This window comes from Pseudoalteromonas sp. TAE79, assembly GCF_000498015.1.
Taxonomy (GTDB): Bacteria; Pseudomonadota; Gammaproteobacteria; order Enterobacterales; family Alteromonadaceae; genus Pseudoalteromonas.
Map to the genome: position 1 here is coordinate 12,931 of NZ_AUTL01000219.1, position 19,685 is coordinate 32,615.

Here is a 19,685-nt window from a genome sequence, read left to right on the forward strand (position 1 = left end):
TATTACCTTTCTTGCCTATACTTTCAGCATCAAATGAAAAATGTCATTCCTTTTTATGTATTTCACTTTAAAAACATGACATTACCTTTTGGCGGCGTAGTACCGATATTTATAGTGGGTTTCAAAGCTATTTAAGCTTTTGAGGAAGAAGGTATGACACAACTAGTTATGTTATTACTGATTATACATTTTGCAATCGCGTATCAGTGTTACCGCTACGCGAATATTAAAGGCTACCCAGTTAAGGTTTTTACTGTATTAGGCTGTGTGCCTTACTTTAACTTGGTGGTATGGATTTATTTATTATTTTTACCTGAACTTGAGCCTTTTGAAAGCCATCTTCAAAATCAAAAGCAGCCTTTGTAGGCTGCTTTAGTTCACTTATTATTCTGCTTTAGAAAAATCTAAACTACATTGACGCTTTAAAAACACCTCAAGCTGTTGACTAAATAGCCTAAAGTCTCGAATTCGGCCCGTAGTTTTACGCCACAAGATACCAATATCTCTATATGCATCACTTTGTGATGGTGTAGCCACCATATTTTTATTATCTAAAATACCCGCATTAATCGCCATCTGTGGTAAAAAAGTCACCCCGAGCTGATGCTCAACCATGCTTAATAGAGTATGTAAGCTTGCAGCTTCAAATGGGTTAATACAACTGGCACGGTTTAAGTGACATGCACTAAGCGCATGGCCCGTCATGCAGTGCTCGCGCTCTAATAAGAATACGCTAGCCTCTGGTAATAGATTAAAGTCGACTACGCCCTTTGCAGCGCTGTAATCCTTATGGTGCACTAAACTAAACTGATCTTTTGCCAATACTTGTGTATGAAATTTATCTGTTTCGTACGGCAGTGCAAGTAGCGCTAAATCAATATGCCCATGTTCAAGTTTATCCAGTAGCTTGTCACTCGTATCTTCAATTAATACCAGCTCTAAATCACAAAAGGTTTCTTTACAAAAATGATAAAGCGGAGCCGCTATAAAGCTTGCAATTGTAGGTATAACACCCACAGTCAGCTTACCACTTAGTGGTGTTAAAAAGCTTTTTGTAAGCTCTTTTAAACTAATTGTATCGTTAATTATTTTACGAGAACGCTCAACAACTTCTTCACCAATACTGGTAAACATCAGGCTGCGATTTTCACGCTCAATTAGCTGACAGCCTAGTGTTTCTTCAAGATTTTGAATAGCGCTACTTAAAGTAGATTGTCCTATAAAGCAGGCACTAGCGGCTCTGCCAAAGTGCTGATGTTGATGAACAGCTAATAAATACTGTAGTTGTTTAATACTTGGAAGGTTAGTCATTTTTTCTTTCCACAAATAAAAAGACCCCAACACCTAGGGCATTGAGATCTTTTCAAGCTAAAAGTCTTTGAGTACTTTTTTGTTAAACCCCAAATGCGGTTCTTAGTACGTAGAAAATAACAATAGCAAGGGCAGCGCCAACTGGCAATGTAATTACCCAAGAAACTACAATGTTTCTGATAACACCCATGTTAAGTGCACCAATTCCACGTGCCATACCTACACCTAATACCGCACCTACTAAGGTTTGAGTAGTAGAGATTGGCATACCAGTACCTGATGCAATAACAACGGTAGAAGCAGCGGCTAGTTCAGCAGCAAAACCACGGCTAGGCGTTAAATGTGTAATGCCTTCACCAATCGTTTTAATTACTTTTTTGCCCAAAATAGCAAGACCCGCAACAATACCAAAACCACCTAGAGGTAGAATCCACCAAGCAATAGCCGCTTTTTTAGCAATTTCACCATTGTTTTCAACAATATTTACAACAGCAGCTAGTGGACCGATTGCATTAGCAACATCGTTAGAACCATGTGCAAAGGCCATACAACATGCTGTTAATACCATAAGAACAGCAAACACTTTTTCAACATTGTTGAATTGCATTTGTTTATCTGCTTTTGGATCGATATTTAAGCGAGATATGGCAATTTTACCAATCACAGCAACAACTATTGCAACACCTACTGACAGTGCATAGCCTTCAGCTGAGCCTAGGTCTACACCAACGTGCTTTAAGCCCTTTTTAATTGTAACCAATGCCATGATAAAACCTGCTAAGCCCATATAAAGAGGGACATAACGTTTAGCATTTTTTAGTGGTGCATCTGTATTAAAAATAAGCTTTTGTGCACTCATGAATATTAAGTATGCAATAAAGCCTGATATGGCAGGTGTTATAATCCAACTACCTACAATACCACCTACTTTATCCCATTGAATCGCCTCAGTACCTACTGCAACTAACGCAAAACCTATGATTGCACCAATGATTGAGTGAGTTGTAGATACAGGCCAACCTAAGAACGAGGCCATTAATAACCAAGCACCGGCTGCAAATAAAGACGAAATCATACCCAGAACCATTAATTCCGGAATATCTGCAAATGGTGCTGCATCAATAATTCCTTTACGAATTGTTGATGTAACCTCACCACCTGCTAAATAGGCGCCTGCAAATTCAAAAATCATCGCTATAAAAATAGCTTGTTTGATTGTTAGCGCTTTTGAACCTACAGATGTACCCATGGCGTTCGCTACGTCGTTCGCGCCAATACCATAAGCCATAAAAAAGCCGACTGCTGCGGCAATTAAAATTAATACCGTGCCGTAAGATGCAATGATATCCATTGTAAAACCTTAATCTTTCGTGTTTGAACTGATTGTAAATTAACGAGCTAACATCAGCTCAAGACGTGATCCTACGCGCTCTGCAATATCTGCAAGCTCGCCAACCCATTCAATGATTTTGTACAAAAACATAACATCAATTGGATTTAACTCACCCTCTACATCACGTAGCTGGCGGCGTACTTTTATCTGCATTTCGTCCGTGTCTTGTTCTATGGCATCCAATTCAACTAACATTTTTTCTACTAAGGTAACTTCTCGACCTTTAAAACCCGTTTCTAGCAATTCTTCTAATTCGTTAATTGCTTTAGATGCTTGTTTAGTCGCATCTACACAACGGGTTAAGTAAGCTAAGAAATCAGCTTGCATTACTTTAGGAATGGTCATTTCACGACCAATCACTCGTCCTGCAATATCTTTTGCTTTATTGGCAATTTTATCTTGTTGAGTTACTAATTCGAGAAGATCTGTACGCTCTACCGGCATGAATAAACCACGTGGCAATTGTAATCGTATATCTCTTTTCATATCATCAGCTTCACGTTCTAAATTGCGAATAGTGATGCGAAGCTCTTCAGCTTGTACCCACTCTTCTTTAAATACGTGATTAAAAAAAGGTATCAAAGCTTTACTTGCTTGATGAACCTTCTTGATGTGTTCTTCCATTGGTTTGATAGGAGATTTTGCAAATACTCCTAAAAACGCGTTTGTAGGCATAACTGACCCTTTAATCAAATTGATATGCTTTGCAGCACGAATTTTACAGTATTAACCAAGATTGTGAACGCTTTTTATTACTTCACTAAGGCTTGCAATGCACAAAGCGGCACTAAGCCGCTTTAATAAAAAAGAAAAATAGGTAAAAAATCATAGCGATTTTTCTATATCTTCTTGAGATGTATGACGAATATCTTTGCCATTTACAAAATAAATAATGTATTCCGCAATATTTTGACAGCGATCCCCTATGCGCTCTAATGAACGAACAGACCAAACTAAGTCCATAATTTTAGGGATTGAGCGTGGATCTTCCATCATATAAGTCATTATTTGACGTGTTATAGCTTCATATTCACGGTCAACTTTTGCATCTTCTTTATGTACTTGAAATGCGCGCTGCACATCCATACGTGCAAATGCGTCTAGTACATCATGTAACATCTTTAGAACTTGGCGGCCCATATTCTCAATATTTACTAACAAGTCTTGTTGATCTTTAGTAAATGAGTCTAGTGCAACTTTAGCAATTCGCTCAGCTTCATCGCCAATACGTTCTAAATCTGCAATAGTTTTTGCAATTGCAATCACTAAACGTAAGTCACTTGCTGCAGGCTGACGACGAGCAATGATACGCGTACACTCTTCATCAATGCTGACTTCCATTGCATTTACTTTGTAATCGTTCTGACGTACTTTTTGAGCAAGCTCAGCATCGTTACGACTCACCGCATCAAGTGCGCTATTTAATTGCTGCTCAACTAAGCCACCCATACTCAATACATGGTTACGTACATTTTCTAGTTCTTGGTTAAAGCGCCCAGAAATATGCTTATTAATATTATGTTCCATAGTTACCTTCTCTTTTAATCTTGTACAACACGCTATAACGGGCTAATTAACCGTAACGACCGGTAATGTAATCTTCAGTCTTTTTCTTCGTTGGTGTAGTAAATAAGGTATTTGTGTCTGAGTATTCAATCAATTCGCCCATATACATAAAGGCTGTTTGATCAGATACACGCGCTGCTTGTTGCATGTTGTGCGTAACAATAACAACGGTAAATTTGTTTTTTAAATCGTTTATTAGCTCTTCGATTACCAAAGTAGAAATAGGGTCGAGTGCTGATGTTGGTTCATCAAGTAAAAGTACCTCAGGCTCAATTGCAATTGAGCGAGCTATAACTAAACGTTGTTGCTGACCACCCGATAAACCAAACGCGCTATCGTGCAATCTATCTTTTACTTCATCCCACAAAGCAGCACCACGAAGTGATTGCTCTACTACTTCATCTAATTTACGTTTCTCTTTAATGCCTTGTAAGCGCAGGCCATAAACTACATTTTCATAAATTGATTTAGGAAATGGATTAGGGCGCTGAAACACCATGCCTACATTACGACGAAGTGCAGCTACATCTACGCTCTTATCGTAAATATTTTGACCATGGAGTAATATTTCACCTTCAATACGGCAAATATCAACCAAATCATTCATGCGATTAATACAACGCAGTAATGTTGATTTACCACACCCAGACGGCCCGATAAACGCAGTTACTTGGCCTTTAGGAATGTTCATATTAACTTTATTAAGCGCCTGCTTATCACCGTAGTAAAGATCGAGGTCTTTAATCTCTAGCGCTTTTTGATCATCCGTTAAATTTTCTAGGTCTAACTTTTGACCAATATTAGCTTGGTTTACTTGTGGAGCGACTGTAATCATTTTTGTTACCTATAAAATCTTTACTAATTAGTGTTCAAGCGATCTGAATTTTTCACGTAAATGGTTACGTATACCAATGGCCGTTATGTTTAGGGTAATAATCACCGACACCAATAAAAAGGCAGTGGCGTATACCAGCGGACGTGCCGCTTCAACATTAGGGCTTTGGAAGCCAACATCGTATATATGAAAGCCTAAGTGCATGAACTTTCTATCTAAGTGAAAATACGGGAAGTTACCATCAAGTGGTAATGTAGGGGCCATTTTCACAACGCCTACTAACATTAATGGTGCAACTTCACCTGCAGCACGCGCAACTGCCAGTATTAAACCAGTCATAATTGCAGGGCTTGCCATTGGAATAATTATGCGCCATAACGTTTCAACCTTTGTTGCGCCAAGCGCTAGCGAACCGTCACGTACGGTACTTGGAATACGAGATAAGCCTTCCTCAGTCGATACAATAACAACTGGCAAAGTTAATATAGCAAGCGTTAACGCCGACCACATTACACCAGGCGTACCAAATACTGGCGTTGGTGCCGCTTCAGGGTAAAATAATTGGTCTAAGCTACCACCTAACATGTATACAAAAAAGCCGAGGCCAAATACACCGTACACAATTGAAGGCACACCGGCCAAGTTAATCACCGCAATACGAATCATCTTAGTGACTGCATTTTTAGCGGCATACTCGTGTAAGTAAATTGCAGCAACAACACCAAACGGCGTCACTATTACAGCCATCAGCATAACCATAAACACAGTACCAAATATAGCAGGGAAAACACCGCCCTCTGTATTTGCTTCACGTGGGTCATCAGATACAAACTTACCTAGCTGCACAAAGTAGTGCCCTAGCTTTGCAAAAAAGCCCATATCATTTGGAAACCAAACATCAAGTACTTGATACATTGGAATCGTAACTACTTCACCGCGCATATCTTTTACAGTTACGTGGTCACGTTTAGCTTGTTTACGTAGTGCAAATAAATCTTTTTCAAGTACACCATACTGCGCACGTAATTCAGCACGCTCTTGAGCAAGCTCAGCAACACGTTCATCAGTGAGTGCGTTATCTAGTAAGTAGCCCTTTTCTTTTAAACGAAGACGCTCAAGCTCATAGTTAATATGCCCAATGTCACCATTTTGTAAATCAAGTGCTTCGTCGTTTAAATCCACGGCACGCTCTACAAGTTCATGTAGAGCTTCAATTTTATCGCCTTCGACTGGTTTACCATCTTTAATTACACTTTCAACATAACCATAAAAATTACCGTTTTTACTACGCTCAAATACAGCAAGCGTTGCAGGCGTTGTTTTATTTTTAATGTCGGTTTCTAATATCCAACGAAAGTCTAAATCTACATACTCACGATTACCTGTTTTAATAAGTAAGCGCTCTATTTCTTCTTTTTCAAATCCGCTAACGTCAATACCTGTCGCGGCTAAACGCGTTTTTGGTACTAATTCACGGTCATAAACTTCGCCAATAACGGTTTGTTTTGAAATTGACCCTTCAAGTTCAAACTGCACAACTTCTGAAGGCCAGAAAAAACTTAATCCTTTCCAGGCTATCATTGCTAATAAGCCTAAAACTGAAATTAAACTGATGCTCACTGCACCACCGGTCATCCAAATCCAAGGAGAACCAGACTTAAACCACTGCTTTACCATGTCATGTCTCTCCGCTTACATTGAGCTATATTTTTCACGCAGTTGCTGGCGAACAAACTCAGCGACTGTGTTAAAAATGAATGTGAATATGAATAGTACAAAGGCCGCTAAGAACAATATTCTGTAATGCGAACTACCTACTTCTGATTCAGGCATTTCAACTGCAATATTTGCTGCAAGCGTACGCATACCTTGGAAGATGCTCCAATCCATAATAGGTGTATTACCCGTTGCCATAAGTACAATCATGGTTTCGCCAACGGCTCGGCCAAGTCCCATCATTACCGCAGAGAAAATACCAGGGCTTGCTGTAAGTAATACAACACGTATTAGTGTTTGCCACTGCGTTGCACCTAATGCTAATGAGCCATTTGATAAATGCTTTGGAACACTAAATACGGCGTCTTCTGCAATTGAGAATATAGTTGGAATAACTGCAAACCCCATCGCAATACCTACAACAAGCGAGTTACGTTGATCGAATGTCATACCCAGCTCATTTGTTAAGTACTGACGTACATTGCCGTCAAACATCCAAAGCTCAACAAATTCACTCATCGCAAACGAAAACCAGCCAATAAGTAAAACGACCGGAATAAGGATAATTGAATGAGATCCTTCAGGAATTCGATGACGAATTTTGGTTGGTAATTTAGTCCAAGCTAAACCTGTCGCTAACATACCTAAAGGTAATAATATGAGTAACCCAACAATTGCAGGTAAGTGCTCTTCTATCAATGGAGCTAACCAAAGACCGGCTAAAAAACCTAAAATAACGGTTGGTAATGCTTCCATTATTTCAACAGTAGGCTTAACTACCTTACGTAATTTACTCGACATAAAGTATGCCGTGTAAATTGCCGCCGAAAGCGCAATAGGCACTGCAAATAACATCGCGTAAAGGGCTGCTTTTAATGTACCAAACGAAATTGGCACTAATGAAAACTTAGATTCAAAGTCATCACTGGCTGATGTTGACTGCCATATATAACCTGGCTCTGGGTAACCTTCGTACCACACTTCTTGCCAAAGCGCTGACCAAGTGACTTCTGGATGCTCGTTATGTATTTCTAATACTGTTAGTTTGTTATCCGCCAAAATTAATGCAGCATTTGAACGCGGTGAAATTGCAAAGTTTTGTATTGCGCCTTCACTTACTTTACCTTGCCATAATTTTGCTTCGCTTGTTGTGTAGTACACCCCAAGCTCACCGTTACTGCTGGTCGTAAAAAAAGTACGACGATAGAACTCTGTAAATACATTTAATTTACTTTGCTTAGTCGTTTCAAATGAACGTATTTTTTGATATTCGCGGCCAGTGTCAGTGTTAACTTCAAACCACTGCGAAACTTCGCCGTTATCATTGGCAAGCATTAATGAGTTTGCACCTGCTAGTAATTGTGCAGATACAATATTGGCATTTTCTTCGTTAGCTGAAAGCAACTGAATTTGTTCTACATCACTTGGGTCACGTGTATCGTATACGTAAACTTGATTAGCAGAACGTACAAAAGTACGGGTTGTATCTGGAGACATTAATAGCTCATCTACACGCCCTTCAACATCTAGCTCTGTGCGCTCAACAACCCACTCAACTTCGCCAGTAAACATATTCTCTTCAGCAACAAAACTGCTAAACAGCACCCGTTTGTCTTCTGTAAGTGCGACAACGGCTGTTCTGTCTTCATAGTGGCTAAATGCAAAGCGTTTAATAGCTGAGCCTTGTTCATCTACTTCCAAAGCCATTTCCCCAAGAGGAAAGTCTAAACGAGGCGTTAATTTACGCTCGTTATTAGGAAAGGTGACCAAAAATTTAGGTGCTACGACCATTACAGTGCCATCTTTTAAACCAAACGCATAATGCCCTTGAAAAGGCGCGCTAGTTGCAAAGCTTGTTGCATCACTTGGTAGCTCGGCGTTTAATGTTTTAAGCTTTTTACCAAAGCTGCCATCTTGCACACTGTAAAAATCAACCTGCCCTTGCTGACTGAGTAAATAAGCAACTTCAGTTTGCTCTTCTACACCTAGGCCTGCTATTTGCTGCGAATTAGCGACCTGAAAGCTATCGCGTTTTTCTACTTTTGCTGATTCAAAAATTGGCTGTACTACATAAAGAAGGTAAAAAAATATTAATAGCAGTGCTACCAATACCATTATCCCACCTGCGGTTATACCAAATTTGGCAAACCGATCTTTAAATAGACGGCTTCGATCCGTATTAAAAGTCGGTTTATTCGGATTTGAAGTCATCAAAACACCCTTAAATCTTAACGTTGTATAAATTATATTTCATCAAGATGACAGTAATGTTACAGCAGTAATAATAAGCACGTTAAAACGGTTTTAAATAAAACTAGCGAAGAAAATCGCTAAATAAGTCTCATATAGATGATTTTTAAGTGAACTAAATTATAAAATAATTGGACAAAGCATTTATCGAGGTCAATACTAAAAGAGTACTTACTAAAAAAGAATGACTATTAATACCGCGTATAGTAAACACAACCACATTCATTTTTATTACTTTAAAATCAACGTTTTATAAAAAGTACAACAACACAATTTAGATTAGACAATACACTTAATGCCTATGCATTTACTTTCTTTGGGCTTAAAAAGAGAATTATTTATGAAGCAGTTGGTTATAACTATTCTAGGGCAAGATCGCCCTGGTTTAGTAGAGAGTATCTCATCCGTCGTGTTACAAAATCATGGCAACTGGCTAAGCAGTAACTTAAGCCATTTATTAGGTCATTTTGCAGGTATTATTCAACTTGAAGTTGCTGAGGAACACTTTCAATCATTACAAAGCGCTTTAAATAAGTTACCTAAGTTAGACGTTCGAATTGAAACCGGAAACACAGAAATTGAACCATCAACATTAGAACAAATCAATCTGGTTATTACAGGTAACGATCGCCCAGGTATTGTTCAAGAGTTGGCGAGTGTAATACGCCACAAAGGCGCTAACATTACTCATTTAAATTCAAGGCAGCAAAGTGCGCCTAATTGGGGGGTGCCTATTTTTAGTGCTGTTGCTACCGTTACTTTACCCAATGGTATGAATAAAGATGAAGTCATTGAAGCATTGGAATCAATAACAAGTGATTTAATTGTAGATACAGAAGAAGTTTGACATCCCTAGGTGCGTGCCACACGTTGACACGCATATTATTTTAGCCAGTCTATCAAAGCCCTCTGCGGGTTATTTAACGCAGACATAAAATAAGCCGATGCAAGCATCGGCTATTTTAAATGGTTATCTTATAAAGCTACATATCCATATGACGATTCGTACTTTGCATCATTTGCTTTATACCTTGCTTTTCCAGCTCTAGTATTTGTTGCAGCTTTTCTTGGCCACTTTGAGTTTCAGCGCGCTCAAGTAAGTATTCGTATAATTCAATTACCTTTTGATGCTGCTCTGATAAGTAAGCTTGAATAACTTTCTCATCAAATTGCTGGTCTTTACTAATGTCTTCGAAAGTAATTAGCTCAGGATTTTTAGCAAAGTATTCATAACAGTACGTATCGAGCGTATTTATTTCGGTTATCGCTTTAAACCCGACTAAATCTTCAGCGAGTTTTTTTTCGTAATTTAGGTAGTAGTCCACCAGCATTGCATTATGTTCATCGAGTAAATCCTTTACGCTATGAAAATTAGCCGCCATTTGCGTATGAAACAAAACGGTCCAATCGTATACCTCTTTAATTGTTTTAACTTGCATGTGCATTCCTTACTTAGTTGACTGTATAGGTACTACACTGCGTAAAGCGTGCCAATTAAAAAACCATTTAAAAACAGAGGGTTAATTTTAAAATGGATATTAGTTAGCAATTTAATAGAATAACTTACAAATTATAGGTAATTTTTATAGAGCAATGCGTGGGTAGTAACCGCACTGCTCTATCGTCTTGTTGCTTTATATTATTTAAGTCCTTGTTTGCGCCACAGTAGGTAAACCGCAGGAATAACAAGTAAGGTGAGTACAATTGCACTGCCCATACCGCCAACCATAGGTGCAGCTATTCGACTCATTACTTCGCTTCCGGTGCCTGTGCCATACAGCACAGGTAGCAAGCCAATAATAATTGTCGCGACAGTCATCATAACCGGGCGTACTCGAAGCCCTGCACCTTCAATAATAGCTTGCTGTAGTTGCACTAAACTAAGTGGCTTATCTGCCTGCTCTGCTTCGATGCATTTTTCTTGATAGGCCTGGTTTAAATACACCAACATAATGACCCCAATTTCTACCGCTACCCCAGCTAAGGCAATAAAACCTACACCCACTGCAACTGAAAAGTTAAAGCCCTCTAAATACATTAGCCATACGCCACCAATCATTGCCAGTGGCAACGTAGCCATAATAATAGTGACCTCAGCAAAGCTTCTAAAATTAAGATAAAGCAACACAATAATAATCGCTAATGTAAGTGGTAATACATAAGTCAGTTTGTCTTTAGCGCGCTGCATGTATTCATACTGCCCAGCCCACGTAATTGAGTAGCCAGCTGGCAGTATTAGGTCTTTATCGAGCACTTGCTGAGCGTGCTCAACGTAAGTACCAATATCAACGCCATCTATATCAATAAAACTCCAACCGTTTAAACGTGCATTTTCGCTTTTTATACCAGGCGGTCCATCTTCAATAAATACATCAGCTACATCACCAAGTGCTATACGCTGCCCTGTAGGCGTTACAATAGGTAACAACATTAGCTCTTCTGGCGAGCCTCTGTATGCTTGCGGGTAACGCAAATTAACTGGGTAGCGCTCTTGCCCTTCTACCGTTTGTGTTACGTTTGTACCACCTATTGCAGTAGATACAACTTGCTGTATGTCGCTAATATTTAAGCTATAACGCGCCGCTTTTTCTCGGTTTATATCTACTTTTATATAACGCCCACCGGCTACTCGCTCTGAGTAAACCGATGCAGTGCCTTGCACATCTTTTAAAAGCACTTCTATTTGTTGACCAATTTTTTGAATTTCACTCAACTTTGGTCCCGCAACTTTAATGCCCACGGGAGTTTTAATACCGGTTGCGAGCATATCAATACGTGTTTTAATTGGCATTACCCACGCATTCGTCAACCCCGGAAACTTAACCAAACCGTCGAGTTCTTTTTTAAGTTTTTCAAGCGTCATACCCTCGCGCCATTCGTTTTTTGGTTTTAGCTGAATAAACGTCTCTATCATTGTAAGCGGCGCAGGATCTGTTGCAGTTTCTGCTCGCCCAACTTTACCAAATACTGTTTTAACCTCGGGTACTGTGGCAATTAGCTTGTCGGTTTGCTGCAGTATTTCGCGCGCTTTACCTACCGATAAACCAGGATACGTTGTGGGCATATACATTAAGTCGCCCTCATCAAGTGGCGGAATAAATTCACTGCCTATTTTGTTTACCGGGTAAAAGCCAATAACAGAAACAACCACCGCGAGTACCAATGTCATTTTTGGAAATTTAAGCACCCAGTTAAGTAGTGGGCGATACGCTGCGACGAGTAATCGGTTAACTGGATTTTTTTGCTCCGAAATAACTTTACCTCTAATAAAGTAACCCATTAATACCGGCACTAAGGTAATCGCAAGCCCAGCAGACGCTGCCATAGCATAGGTTTTAGTGTAAGCCAGTGGCGCAAACATACGCCCTTCTTGCGCTTCTAAAATAAATACCGGCATAAAGCTGACGGTAATAATTAATAAACTAAAAAATAATGCAGGACCCACTTCACTCGCCGATTTAGCCACAACTTCCCAGCGGTTTTCGTTGGTAAGTGGCGTTTTTTCCATATGTTTGTGCATATTTTCAATCATGACGATAGCGCCGTCGGTCATTGCGCCTATCGCTATTGCAATTCCCCCTAAAGACATAATATTGGCGTTAATCCCCTGCCAATACATAATTATAAATGCCGTTAAAATCCCAAGCGGTAACGTAATAATCGCCACCAATGATGAGCGCACATGAAACAAAAACACCACACACACTAAAGCAACTACAATCAGCTCTTCAATTAGCTTACTTGTTAGATTATCTACTGCGTTATTTATTAAGTTGGAGCGATCGTACACAGGGACTATTTCAACGCCCTCTGGTAATCCCTTTTTAAGCGATTCTAATTTTGCTTTTACCAGCTCAATGGTTTTTTGTGCATTTTCGCCATAGCGCATAATAACGATGCCGCCGGTTACTTCGCCTTCGCCATTAAGCTCTGCAATACCACGGCGCATTTGCGGCCCGACTCTAATATCGGCTACATCACGCAATTGCAGCGCAGTACCATTAGCGTTTACACCAAGCGGAATAGCTTCTAGGTCGGCAACACTTTTAATGTAGCCTGTGCTTGTTACCATGTATTCAGCTTCAGCCATTTCAACTACCGAGGCGCCCATCTCTTGGTTGCCTTGTTGAATCGCCGTTTGAATAAGGCTAAGCGGGATACCATATGCACGTAATTTATCAGGCTCTACATTGACTTGGTATTGCTTAACCATGCCACCAACAGCAGCCACTTCAGAGACTCCTGGCACAGTTTGTAGCTCAAACTTTAAAAACCAATCTTGTAAGCTTCGTAGCTGACTAATATCGTGTTTATTTGTTTTATCAATTAGTGCGTATAAGTAAATCCAACCTACGCCTGTTGCATCAGGGCCAAGCTCTGGCGTAGCGCTATCGGGCAATCGGCTTGCTACTTGGCTTAGGTATTCTTGTACTCGGCTACGCGCCCAATACAAATCAGTTTTTTCGTCAAAAATAACGTAAACGTACGAGTCACCAAAAAACGAAAAACCCCTTACAGTTTGTGCACCCGGCACAGAAAGCATTGCAGTGGTGAGCGGAAATGTAACTTGGTCTTGCACTACTTGCGGCGCTTGCCCCGAGTAAGTGGTTTTTACAATGACCTGAACATCAGATAAGTCAGGCAAGGCATCCACGGGCGTATTTTTTAGTGCAAACAACCCTCCACCTAGTAAAATTAATGTAAGCAACAACACAAAAAAGCGATTGCCAACAGACCAGCGAATAATGGCAGTTATCATAATGGCTCCTAGTGAGAACTGTGTTGCATAGGTTGCATAGGTTGCATAGGTTGCATAGTAGAATGATCAATCAGCTCTGCGTTTTGCGCTTTAGTAATTACAAATTCATCATTAATAATGCTAAAAGTAAAATTAATATGCTGGGCATTTTCAAACTTGGTAATATCAATATCTGGCGCTAATACAAAGTCCATTGTGGCGGGTTCTCGATTCCATTTTTCAATGGCTTCTCGACTAATATTTATAATGCGATTTTGTGTATCTATGGCATTAATAGTGCCGTTAACCGTGGCGCTTTGTGGCTGCATATCCATGTTCATATTTGAGTCTGAACCAGAATCCGAACTCATACCTGAGCTGATAGCAGAACTAGGTATTTCCATTCGTTTAAAGTCGGAGCTCTTACTTGACTCAGAATCTATTAAAAATTGCGCTGAGGTCACTACCGTGTCACCTGTCTTTAAACCTGACAAAATGACCGCTTCATTACTATTAATTTGCCCAACTTCGACTTCTACCGATTTAAAACGACCCTCACCTAATGCAATAACCACACGGTTTTGATGCTGCGTGCGAATTACCGCTTCTTTAGGGACTGTAAATTGCGCTTTACTCGCCTTAGCGTGAATGCTCACTTGTGCAAACATATTTGGTTTTAACCGATGATCTGCATTTTCAAACCTGAGTCTTACACGCAGCGTTCGGTTTTTAGCATCAAGCGCGGGGTAAATGTAATCAACCTTACCTTCCCACTTTTGACCTTTTAAGTAATCAAGCGTCATTGTAACGGGCAAGCCCACGCTCACTTGTTCTGATTGGCGTTCAAACACTTCTGCCTCTACCCAAATTTCATCAAGCTGAGCAATACTCATCATTGATGTGCCTGGTTTAACGTAAAAGCCTTCTCGTACTGTTAGCTCATCTACCACACCACTTTGCTTTGCGTAAAAAGTAATATTTTGCATTATCTTTTTATTTTTTTGTAAGCGCTCGATAAATCCATCAGACACATTTAACGACTCTAAACGTGCCTTTGCTGCGCGAATTAACACGGTATTATCACGATTAACCGCCAGTAAAAATTCTTCCTGTGCATTCACCAATTGTGGGGAATACAAAGTATATAAAGGCTCACCGGCTTTAACTTGTGCACCTTGCGCTTTAACATATAAACTTTCAATCCAGCCCTCTACACGCGGATGAATGTGAATAAGTTGGTCTTGGTTATATTGCACATAACCCACAGTATTTATATCGCTGTGAAGTGTTTTAAGCTCTACTTTGGCAGTTCTTACACCCAAGTTATTGATGACTGCAGGCGAAATAGTTACTGCACCTGGTCCATCCTGAGCGTTGCTATCGTTTTCATACACAGGTACTAAATCCATTCCCATTGGAGAAAGCCCTGGCGTGTCACGCCTGTAATTACTATCCATAGGGGCTACCCAATATAAGGGTTGTTTGTTAGCATTTTGCTGTTCATTCTTTGGCGAGTTGCTAGGTAAAAATTGCATTACTAAGCCGCCTATTAACCCAAAGGCGCCTGCGCCAACTAAGGCGACAACAAGTAACTTTAAATTAGTATTCATTGTGTAATTCTCCAGTTTGATCGCTCATTACTTGGGTGTCTAAGCTACTTGCATAATAATTAAGGCGGGCGGTAATAATATGTTGATCTACTTGAATATTAAGTGCGTCTATTTTGGCGTTAAGCTCACTAATGCGCGCGCGCATCACGTCAGAAAAATCCCCATCGTCGCGCGTATAAGCATTAAGTGTTGCCTGAGATTGCTCTGACATTTGCGGTAATAACGTATTTTGATAAAGCGCATCGCGTTTTTGCAAACGAGCGAGTTGGCTAAACTCCTTAAAGTACATGCCTTTGAGTTTTTGAAGCGCCACCAGCTTTTGTGTTTTAGTCGCTTCTGCACTAGCAATAGCCGATTTAACCTGTTGATCTTGTCTGTTATCAGTAAACAATGGCAAATCAATGCTAAATCCTACTGAAAGTAAATCAGCTCGCGACTCCCCCATAGGCGTTTCATCTCGGTAACCATAACCCACATTAACGCCCATTTGAGGTTTGTAACTTTGCTTGGCGAGTGCAACTTCGGTTTGCTTTGCGGTGACGGTTTTTTCTATCGCAATAATTGCGGGATGCGCCATAAGCAACTGTATTAATTTATCAAATTCAAGGTTTGCAAAATCAACCAGCCCTGTGGTTTTAGTAAATTCGGCATTTAAAGGCTGCATAAGCATATTCATAGGTAACCACTGTGCTAAACGGTTTTTAGCACTTTCAAATTGCTGCTCAAGCATAACCAGCTTATCTTCAAGGCGAGTGAGTTCTAATTGCGCACGAATAATATCTTGCTGGCGTGTTTTACCTAAGGTACTTGCGTAGCTTGCTTCGGTAACTTCAATAAGCTGAGTAAATAGCCCTTTATCTTGCTCAATTAAAGCAATACTTCGCTGAGCACGATACGCGTTTAACCACGACTCAATCACAATTGCTTTTACTTGTGCTAAGCGATCGGCGCGCTGCCAAGAATATTGTTGAGCAGACTGAGCTAATGCCTTTTGTTTAAGCGCTAAACTATTCCCTCGGCTAAACTTTTGGCTCAAATCGACTTTAAGCTGCGTCATCCCTTCTTGATCAAACGCATAACCGTTAGTAGGTAAGTTAAGTAAGCCAACCGTTAAAACAGGATCGGGTAAGGAGCCTGCGGCAATACTTTGCGCTATTGTGGCATCTTCTTGGTAGCCACTCGCTTTTAGCCATGGCTCATGCGTTAGTGCATAATTAAGCGCTTGCGTTAAGCTAAGCGTTTGCTCATTGCGGGCTTGCTTTAGCGTATCGATATTTAGGTTATTTGAATTGTTTTGCGCATTAACAGCTGTGCTAAATAACACAACACTACATAATACGACTTTAATACTTACAGCGTGGTTCATCACCTGCTCCATCTAAAAATAAAAGAAAATCTTAAATTAGGAAGCAAAAAAGGTGTTTAGGAGTTACCAATAAACGGGGTTACCGCAATTTTTACATACACCTATCCTGCTATTAAGCAGACATAGGAGGGCGGTAGAGTGAACGAGGTATATTAATTTGTGTAGTAAATACACGTACATTTACTTTTTCAGATTCAAGTAAAGTAACGCTAAATAAAGTATCAACATTAAGCATTGAGTTAGCAGCGCAGCCACTCATAGGGCATTTACAGTCATTTTGTGGCGTACTTTCGTCGTCGCAACAATCCATCTGCATCATATTTTCAGACATGCTAACGACAGCTGTTGCATCACTACTTTGTGTCATTGGCATTTGGGCATGCGTTGCTGTCTTAGTTGGCATATGTGGCATTTCGCATACCATAGCTACAGACGCAACTGCCTGACCCACAAAAGTGAGCAGTAAAGTTATCATGAGTAAACTAGAGTAAAAACGTTGCAACATTATGCCTTTTAATAAACTTTAAAATGATTGTAAGGTAACCTAACGGCAACCACAAATACTTTAATTATGTAGACTGCGGTTTAGCAGGTGTTTTAATTAAGTTACTCGCGATAATTGCAAATATACAATATGCGCTAAAATACCAAAACCCTTCACCAAATTGTGCATTCATAACAAGTAGCTCGCCACTTTTACCATGGGCGTTACCTGCTAAGTAAGTCACTATTAATGCAATAACAAATACATCAACCATGCTCCACTTACTTAATGCACAAATAACCAGACCGAGCTTTTGCTTAAACCCATTCAAAGGTAGGCAACAATAAAGCAACTGTAATAATAGCTTTAAGCTTGGAATAACAATAGAAAACAACCCCACTAAAGCGGCTACAAATAAATTATTATTGCTAGCAAGCTCTTTAACTGTGCCTAAAATACTTTGTGTTTTGTTATAGGCGCTAATCTCACCTTCTAACTTATCGAGCCCTAGCATGTTCGAGAACATCATTAGCATGCTGCGAGTGCGACCATCGCCCTCTTCAGCCAGCATTTCAATACCCGCTTGCGCTAGTTTTGATTTATCTATGTTGCCCTCTATTGTTAATACTGGTTTTGTAATACCAGGAAACAATAAAAAAAGAGCAACCACTACACTTATAACCGACAACCAATTACGCATATTTATTCTGCTATCGCCTCAATAATATCATCACTGTATAAAACAGCATCCAGTAAAAAATTAAACATATGCCCAACATGTAGGTCAGGATTTATTTTAGCCAACTGAATCATCGCTTTATCAATATTATCTACTTCAAACTCTTTTATTAATGATAAACATTCACCTAAAATACCTTTTTCAAGTAACAAAGCATCTGATATAGCTGCATCCAAGGTAAATTCATTAACTATATCTTTTAAATCAGCATCTAAAATAGCATCAAGCACAGAAAATAGACCGACTAAGTAACCTTGTTCTGTCAAATCGCTGTTGTTTTGCTCCAAAATAAGCGACATAAATTGCGCTCGCGTTAAAGCAAGCTTAGTTAATTCTGTTGGCTTTGCGACCCCCAACTCACTAATTGCTAATACACGAACAAATTGCCTTATTGTGTCTTCACCTAAATAAATAACAGCCTGCGAAATAGAAGTAATGACTAAATTTGCTTTACCTGAACGCGCATTAGCTAACTTTAAAACTCGCGCTGTTATGGCGACATCTCTGGCCACACGTTGATGAACTTCTTTAAAGCAAAGTGTTTGTTTTGCTGTAAAACGCAATAGATCAAAAACAGTTAACTTTGAAGGCTCTACACCTTTATACGTAATCATTTCTGGGCGAGAAAAAAAGAACCCCTGAAATAAATCACAGCCTGCCAATTTTAATATATTAAATTGTTCATGCGTCTCTATTCGTTCAACAATTATTTTTGCATGTGGATTTGCGCGTTTTATTTTTTTAATGCGCATATTGGTTTTAATAACCGGATCATCTATCTCAATTTTTATGTAATCAACATGTGCTAATAGTGGCTCCCATTTTGGATCGCCATCGTAATCATCAAGTGCAAAAACATACCCTTCTTTTTTAAGTTCTTGCACACGCTCAGCAACCGCAGGAATATTACCCGTGCGCTCTACTATTTCAATAACACTATTTTCTGGCAATAAAAGTTTGGGAAAGTTATCGAGAATAGTTTCTGATGACAAGTTTATAAAAGCTAAATGATGCGCGGTAAGTCTATCTAAACCTACCAACATTAATGCATTAAAAAACAGGCGGCTTGTCGCATGCACATCAGAAGTGCCCACAGGAAACGCATTATTGGCTGAATCTCGATAGAGTAGTTCGTATGAGAAAACATTCTGATCTATATCAAAAATAGGTTGCCGGGCGACAAACTGAGTTATTTTTTGTACCTCATCAGGTATGTTATTTAATTTCACTTGGCTCTAAACCTATAAATAAGAGATGGCAAAACAGCCAATAATACGTGTACTTTAATGCAACTCGCATAAGATAAACATAGTAACCATTACAAAACAGCTAAAACTACACAATACTCATATAATAACTTTAATATAAAAGGTGGAGCTTTGACCAACTTTTTTCAGATATTAAAAGTTTGTCTTTTGCTATTTATATTTTCAACTTTAGCAAAGCCTAACACCACGCCCTTAAAATATAATGTGGGTGCATCTGGCAAGCATTATCCATTTTATACAAACGATTCAGCCAAACCAGGCATTCCCTCCCGGAATAATCAAAAAAGCACTCAAGGCTATATAAAAAGTATTAAAGATAAGTGTATGAGTAATATACCCACACAAAATTAAGGGACTAATGGCGCAGAGCTCGTGTTTTGGAGTATAATAGCAGCAAATGTTAACTCGA

At 39.5% G+C, this 19,685-nt stretch carries 17 protein-coding genes; 3 read left to right on the forward strand and 14 right to left on the reverse strand.

Features of this window, described 5'->3' with window-relative positions; all coding sequences use genetic code 11:
* Positions 1–153 precede the first annotated feature (153 nt).
* Positions 154–366 (forward strand): hypothetical protein, encoded by a 213-nt coding sequence (locus L655_RS0116235; RefSeq protein WP_002957835.1) that lies wholly within the window; start codon positions 154–156, stop codon positions 364–366.
* A gap of 18 nt (positions 367–384) precedes the next feature.
* On the opposite strand, the gene L655_RS0116240 is transcribed toward L655_RS0116235, so the two are convergent.
* From L655_RS0116240 to L655_RS0116270, 7 genes are all read right to left on the reverse strand, one after another.
* Positions 385–1,311 (reverse strand): hydrogen peroxide-inducible genes activator, encoded by a 927-nt coding sequence (locus L655_RS0116240; RefSeq protein WP_002957836.1) that lies wholly within the window; start codon positions 1,309–1,311, stop codon positions 385–387.
* Between the two features lie 82 nt (positions 1,312–1,393).
* On the reverse strand, positions 1,394–2,662 hold the full coding sequence (locus L655_RS0116245) for an inorganic phosphate transporter (protein ID WP_024605595.1): 1,269 nt from the start codon (positions 2,660–2,662) through the stop codon (positions 1,394–1,396).
* Between the two features lie 39 nt (positions 2,663–2,701).
* The gene (locus tag L655_RS0116250) at positions 2,702–3,379 is read right to left on the reverse strand and encodes a TIGR00153 family protein (RefSeq protein ID WP_002957838.1); all 678 of its coding nucleotides are present in this window, start codon (positions 3,377–3,379) and stop codon (positions 2,702–2,704) included.
* 150 nt (positions 3,380–3,529) lie between these two features.
* Entirely contained in the window at positions 3,530–4,231 is a 702-nt protein-coding gene (gene phoU, locus L655_RS0116255; RefSeq protein WP_007586465.1) for a phosphate signaling complex protein PhoU, read from the reverse strand.
* Positions 4,232–4,277: 46 nt separating this feature from the next.
* The gene (gene pstB / locus L655_RS0116260) at positions 4,278–5,105 is read right to left on the reverse strand and encodes a phosphate ABC transporter ATP-binding protein PstB (protein WP_002957840.1); all 828 of its coding nucleotides are present in this window, start codon (positions 5,103–5,105) and stop codon (positions 4,278–4,280) included.
* Between the two features lie 27 nt (positions 5,106–5,132).
* Positions 5,133–6,782 (reverse strand): phosphate ABC transporter permease PstA, encoded by a 1,650-nt coding sequence (pstA, locus tag L655_RS0116265; RefSeq protein ID WP_002957841.1) that lies wholly within the window; start codon positions 6,780–6,782, stop codon positions 5,133–5,135.
* 15 nt (positions 6,783–6,797) lie between these two features.
* The gene (locus L655_RS0116270; RefSeq protein WP_024605596.1) at positions 6,798–9,032 is read right to left on the reverse strand and encodes an ABC transporter permease subunit; all 2,235 of its coding nucleotides are present in this window, start codon (positions 9,030–9,032) and stop codon (positions 6,798–6,800) included.
* A gap of 379 nt (positions 9,033–9,411) precedes the next feature.
* On the opposite strand from L655_RS0116270, the gene L655_RS0116275 reads away from it, so the two are divergent.
* Positions 9,412–9,918, forward strand: coding sequence for an ACT domain-containing protein (locus L655_RS0116275; RefSeq protein WP_002957843.1), 507 nt, complete (start codon positions 9,412–9,414; stop codon positions 9,916–9,918).
* 136 nt (positions 9,919–10,054) lie between these two features.
* On the opposite strand, the gene L655_RS0116280 is transcribed toward L655_RS0116275, so the two are convergent.
* The 7 genes from L655_RS0116280 to L655_RS0116310 all read right to left on the reverse strand — a co-directional run bounded on the left by L655_RS0116280 (position 10,055) and on the right by L655_RS0116310 (position 19,237).
* The gene (locus L655_RS0116280) at positions 10,055–10,510 is read right to left on the reverse strand and encodes a hypothetical protein (protein ID WP_002957844.1); all 456 of its coding nucleotides are present in this window, start codon (positions 10,508–10,510) and stop codon (positions 10,055–10,057) included.
* A gap of 200 nt (positions 10,511–10,710) precedes the next feature.
* Positions 10,711–13,830, reverse strand: coding sequence for an efflux RND transporter permease subunit (locus L655_RS0116285; RefSeq protein ID WP_024605597.1), 3,120 nt, complete (start codon positions 13,828–13,830; stop codon positions 10,711–10,713).
* A gap of 8 nt (positions 13,831–13,838) precedes the next feature.
* Positions 13,839–15,419 (reverse strand): efflux RND transporter periplasmic adaptor subunit, encoded by a 1,581-nt coding sequence (locus L655_RS0116290; protein ID WP_024605598.1) that lies wholly within the window; start codon positions 15,417–15,419, stop codon positions 13,839–13,841.
* Positions 15,409–16,785, reverse strand: a complete 1,377-nt coding sequence (locus L655_RS0116295; protein ID WP_024605599.1) for a TolC family protein — start codon at positions 16,783–16,785, stop codon at positions 15,409–15,411. Before L655_RS0116295 ends, L655_RS0116290 begins: the two co-directional genes overlap by 11 nt.
* Before the next feature lie 112 nt (positions 16,786–16,897).
* Positions 16,898–17,260: a hypothetical protein gene (locus L655_RS0116300; protein WP_225913250.1), complete on the reverse strand. Its 363-nt coding sequence runs from the start codon at positions 17,258–17,260 to the stop codon at positions 16,898–16,900.
* Between the two features lie 94 nt (positions 17,261–17,354).
* Positions 17,355–17,969 (reverse strand): paraquat-inducible protein A, encoded by a 615-nt coding sequence (locus L655_RS0116305; RefSeq protein ID WP_024605600.1) that lies wholly within the window; start codon positions 17,967–17,969, stop codon positions 17,355–17,357.
* 2 nt (positions 17,970–17,971) lie between these two features.
* Entirely contained in the window at positions 17,972–19,237 is a 1,266-nt protein-coding gene (locus L655_RS0116310) for an EAL domain-containing protein (protein WP_024605601.1), read from the reverse strand.
* 150 nt (positions 19,238–19,387) lie between these two features.
* On the opposite strand from L655_RS0116310, the gene L655_RS01000000125765 reads away from it, so the two are divergent.
* Positions 19,388–19,627 carry a hypothetical protein gene (locus L655_RS01000000125765; protein ID WP_033012094.1) on the forward strand — a complete coding sequence of 80 codons (240 nt, stop codon included), beginning with the start codon at positions 19,388–19,390 and terminating at the stop codon, positions 19,625–19,627.
* Positions 19,628–19,685: the final 58 nt, after the last annotated feature.

Coding starts and splice junctions, on each gene's coding strand:
- L655_RS0116235 (WP_002957835.1), top strand. CDS start 154: ATGACACAACTAGTTATGTTATTACTGATTATACATTTTGCAATCGCG.
- L655_RS0116240 (WP_002957836.1), bottom strand. CDS start 1,311: ATGACTAACCTTCCAAGTATTAAACAACTACAGTATTTATTAGCTGTT.
- L655_RS0116245 (WP_024605595.1), bottom strand. CDS start 2,662: ATGGATATCATTGCATCTTACGGCACGGTATTAATTTTAATTGCCGCA.
- L655_RS0116250 (WP_002957838.1), bottom strand. CDS start 3,379: ATGCCTACAAACGCGTTTTTAGGAGTATTTGCAAAATCTCCTATCAAA.
- phoU (WP_007586465.1), bottom strand. CDS start 4,231: ATGGAACATAATATTAATAAGCATATTTCTGGGCGCTTTAACCAAGAA.
- pstB (WP_002957840.1), bottom strand. CDS start 5,105: ATGATTACAGTCGCTCCACAAGTAAACCAAGCTAATATTGGTCAAAAG.
- pstA (WP_002957841.1), bottom strand. CDS start 6,782: ATGGTAAAGCAGTGGTTTAAGTCTGGTTCTCCTTGGATTTGGATGACC.
- L655_RS0116270 (WP_024605596.1), bottom strand. CDS start 9,032: ATGACTTCAAATCCGAATAAACCGACTTTTAATACGGATCGAAGCCGT.
- L655_RS0116275 (WP_002957843.1), top strand. CDS start 9,412: ATGAAGCAGTTGGTTATAACTATTCTAGGGCAAGATCGCCCTGGTTTA.
- L655_RS0116280 (WP_002957844.1), bottom strand. CDS start 10,510: ATGCAAGTTAAAACAATTAAAGAGGTATACGATTGGACCGTTTTGTTT.
- L655_RS0116285 (WP_024605597.1), bottom strand. CDS start 13,830: ATGATAACTGCCATTATTCGCTGGTCTGTTGGCAATCGCTTTTTTGTG.
- L655_RS0116290 (WP_024605598.1), bottom strand. CDS start 15,419: ATGAATACTAATTTAAAGTTACTTGTTGTCGCCTTAGTTGGCGCAGGC.
- L655_RS0116295 (WP_024605599.1), bottom strand. CDS start 16,785: ATGAACCACGCTGTAAGTATTAAAGTCGTATTATGTAGTGTTGTGTTA.
- L655_RS0116300 (WP_225913250.1), bottom strand. CDS start 17,260: ATGATAACTTTACTGCTCACTTTTGTGGGTCAGGCAGTTGCGTCTGTA.
- L655_RS0116305 (WP_024605600.1), bottom strand. CDS start 17,969: ATGCGTAATTGGTTGTCGGTTATAAGTGTAGTGGTTGCTCTTTTTTTA.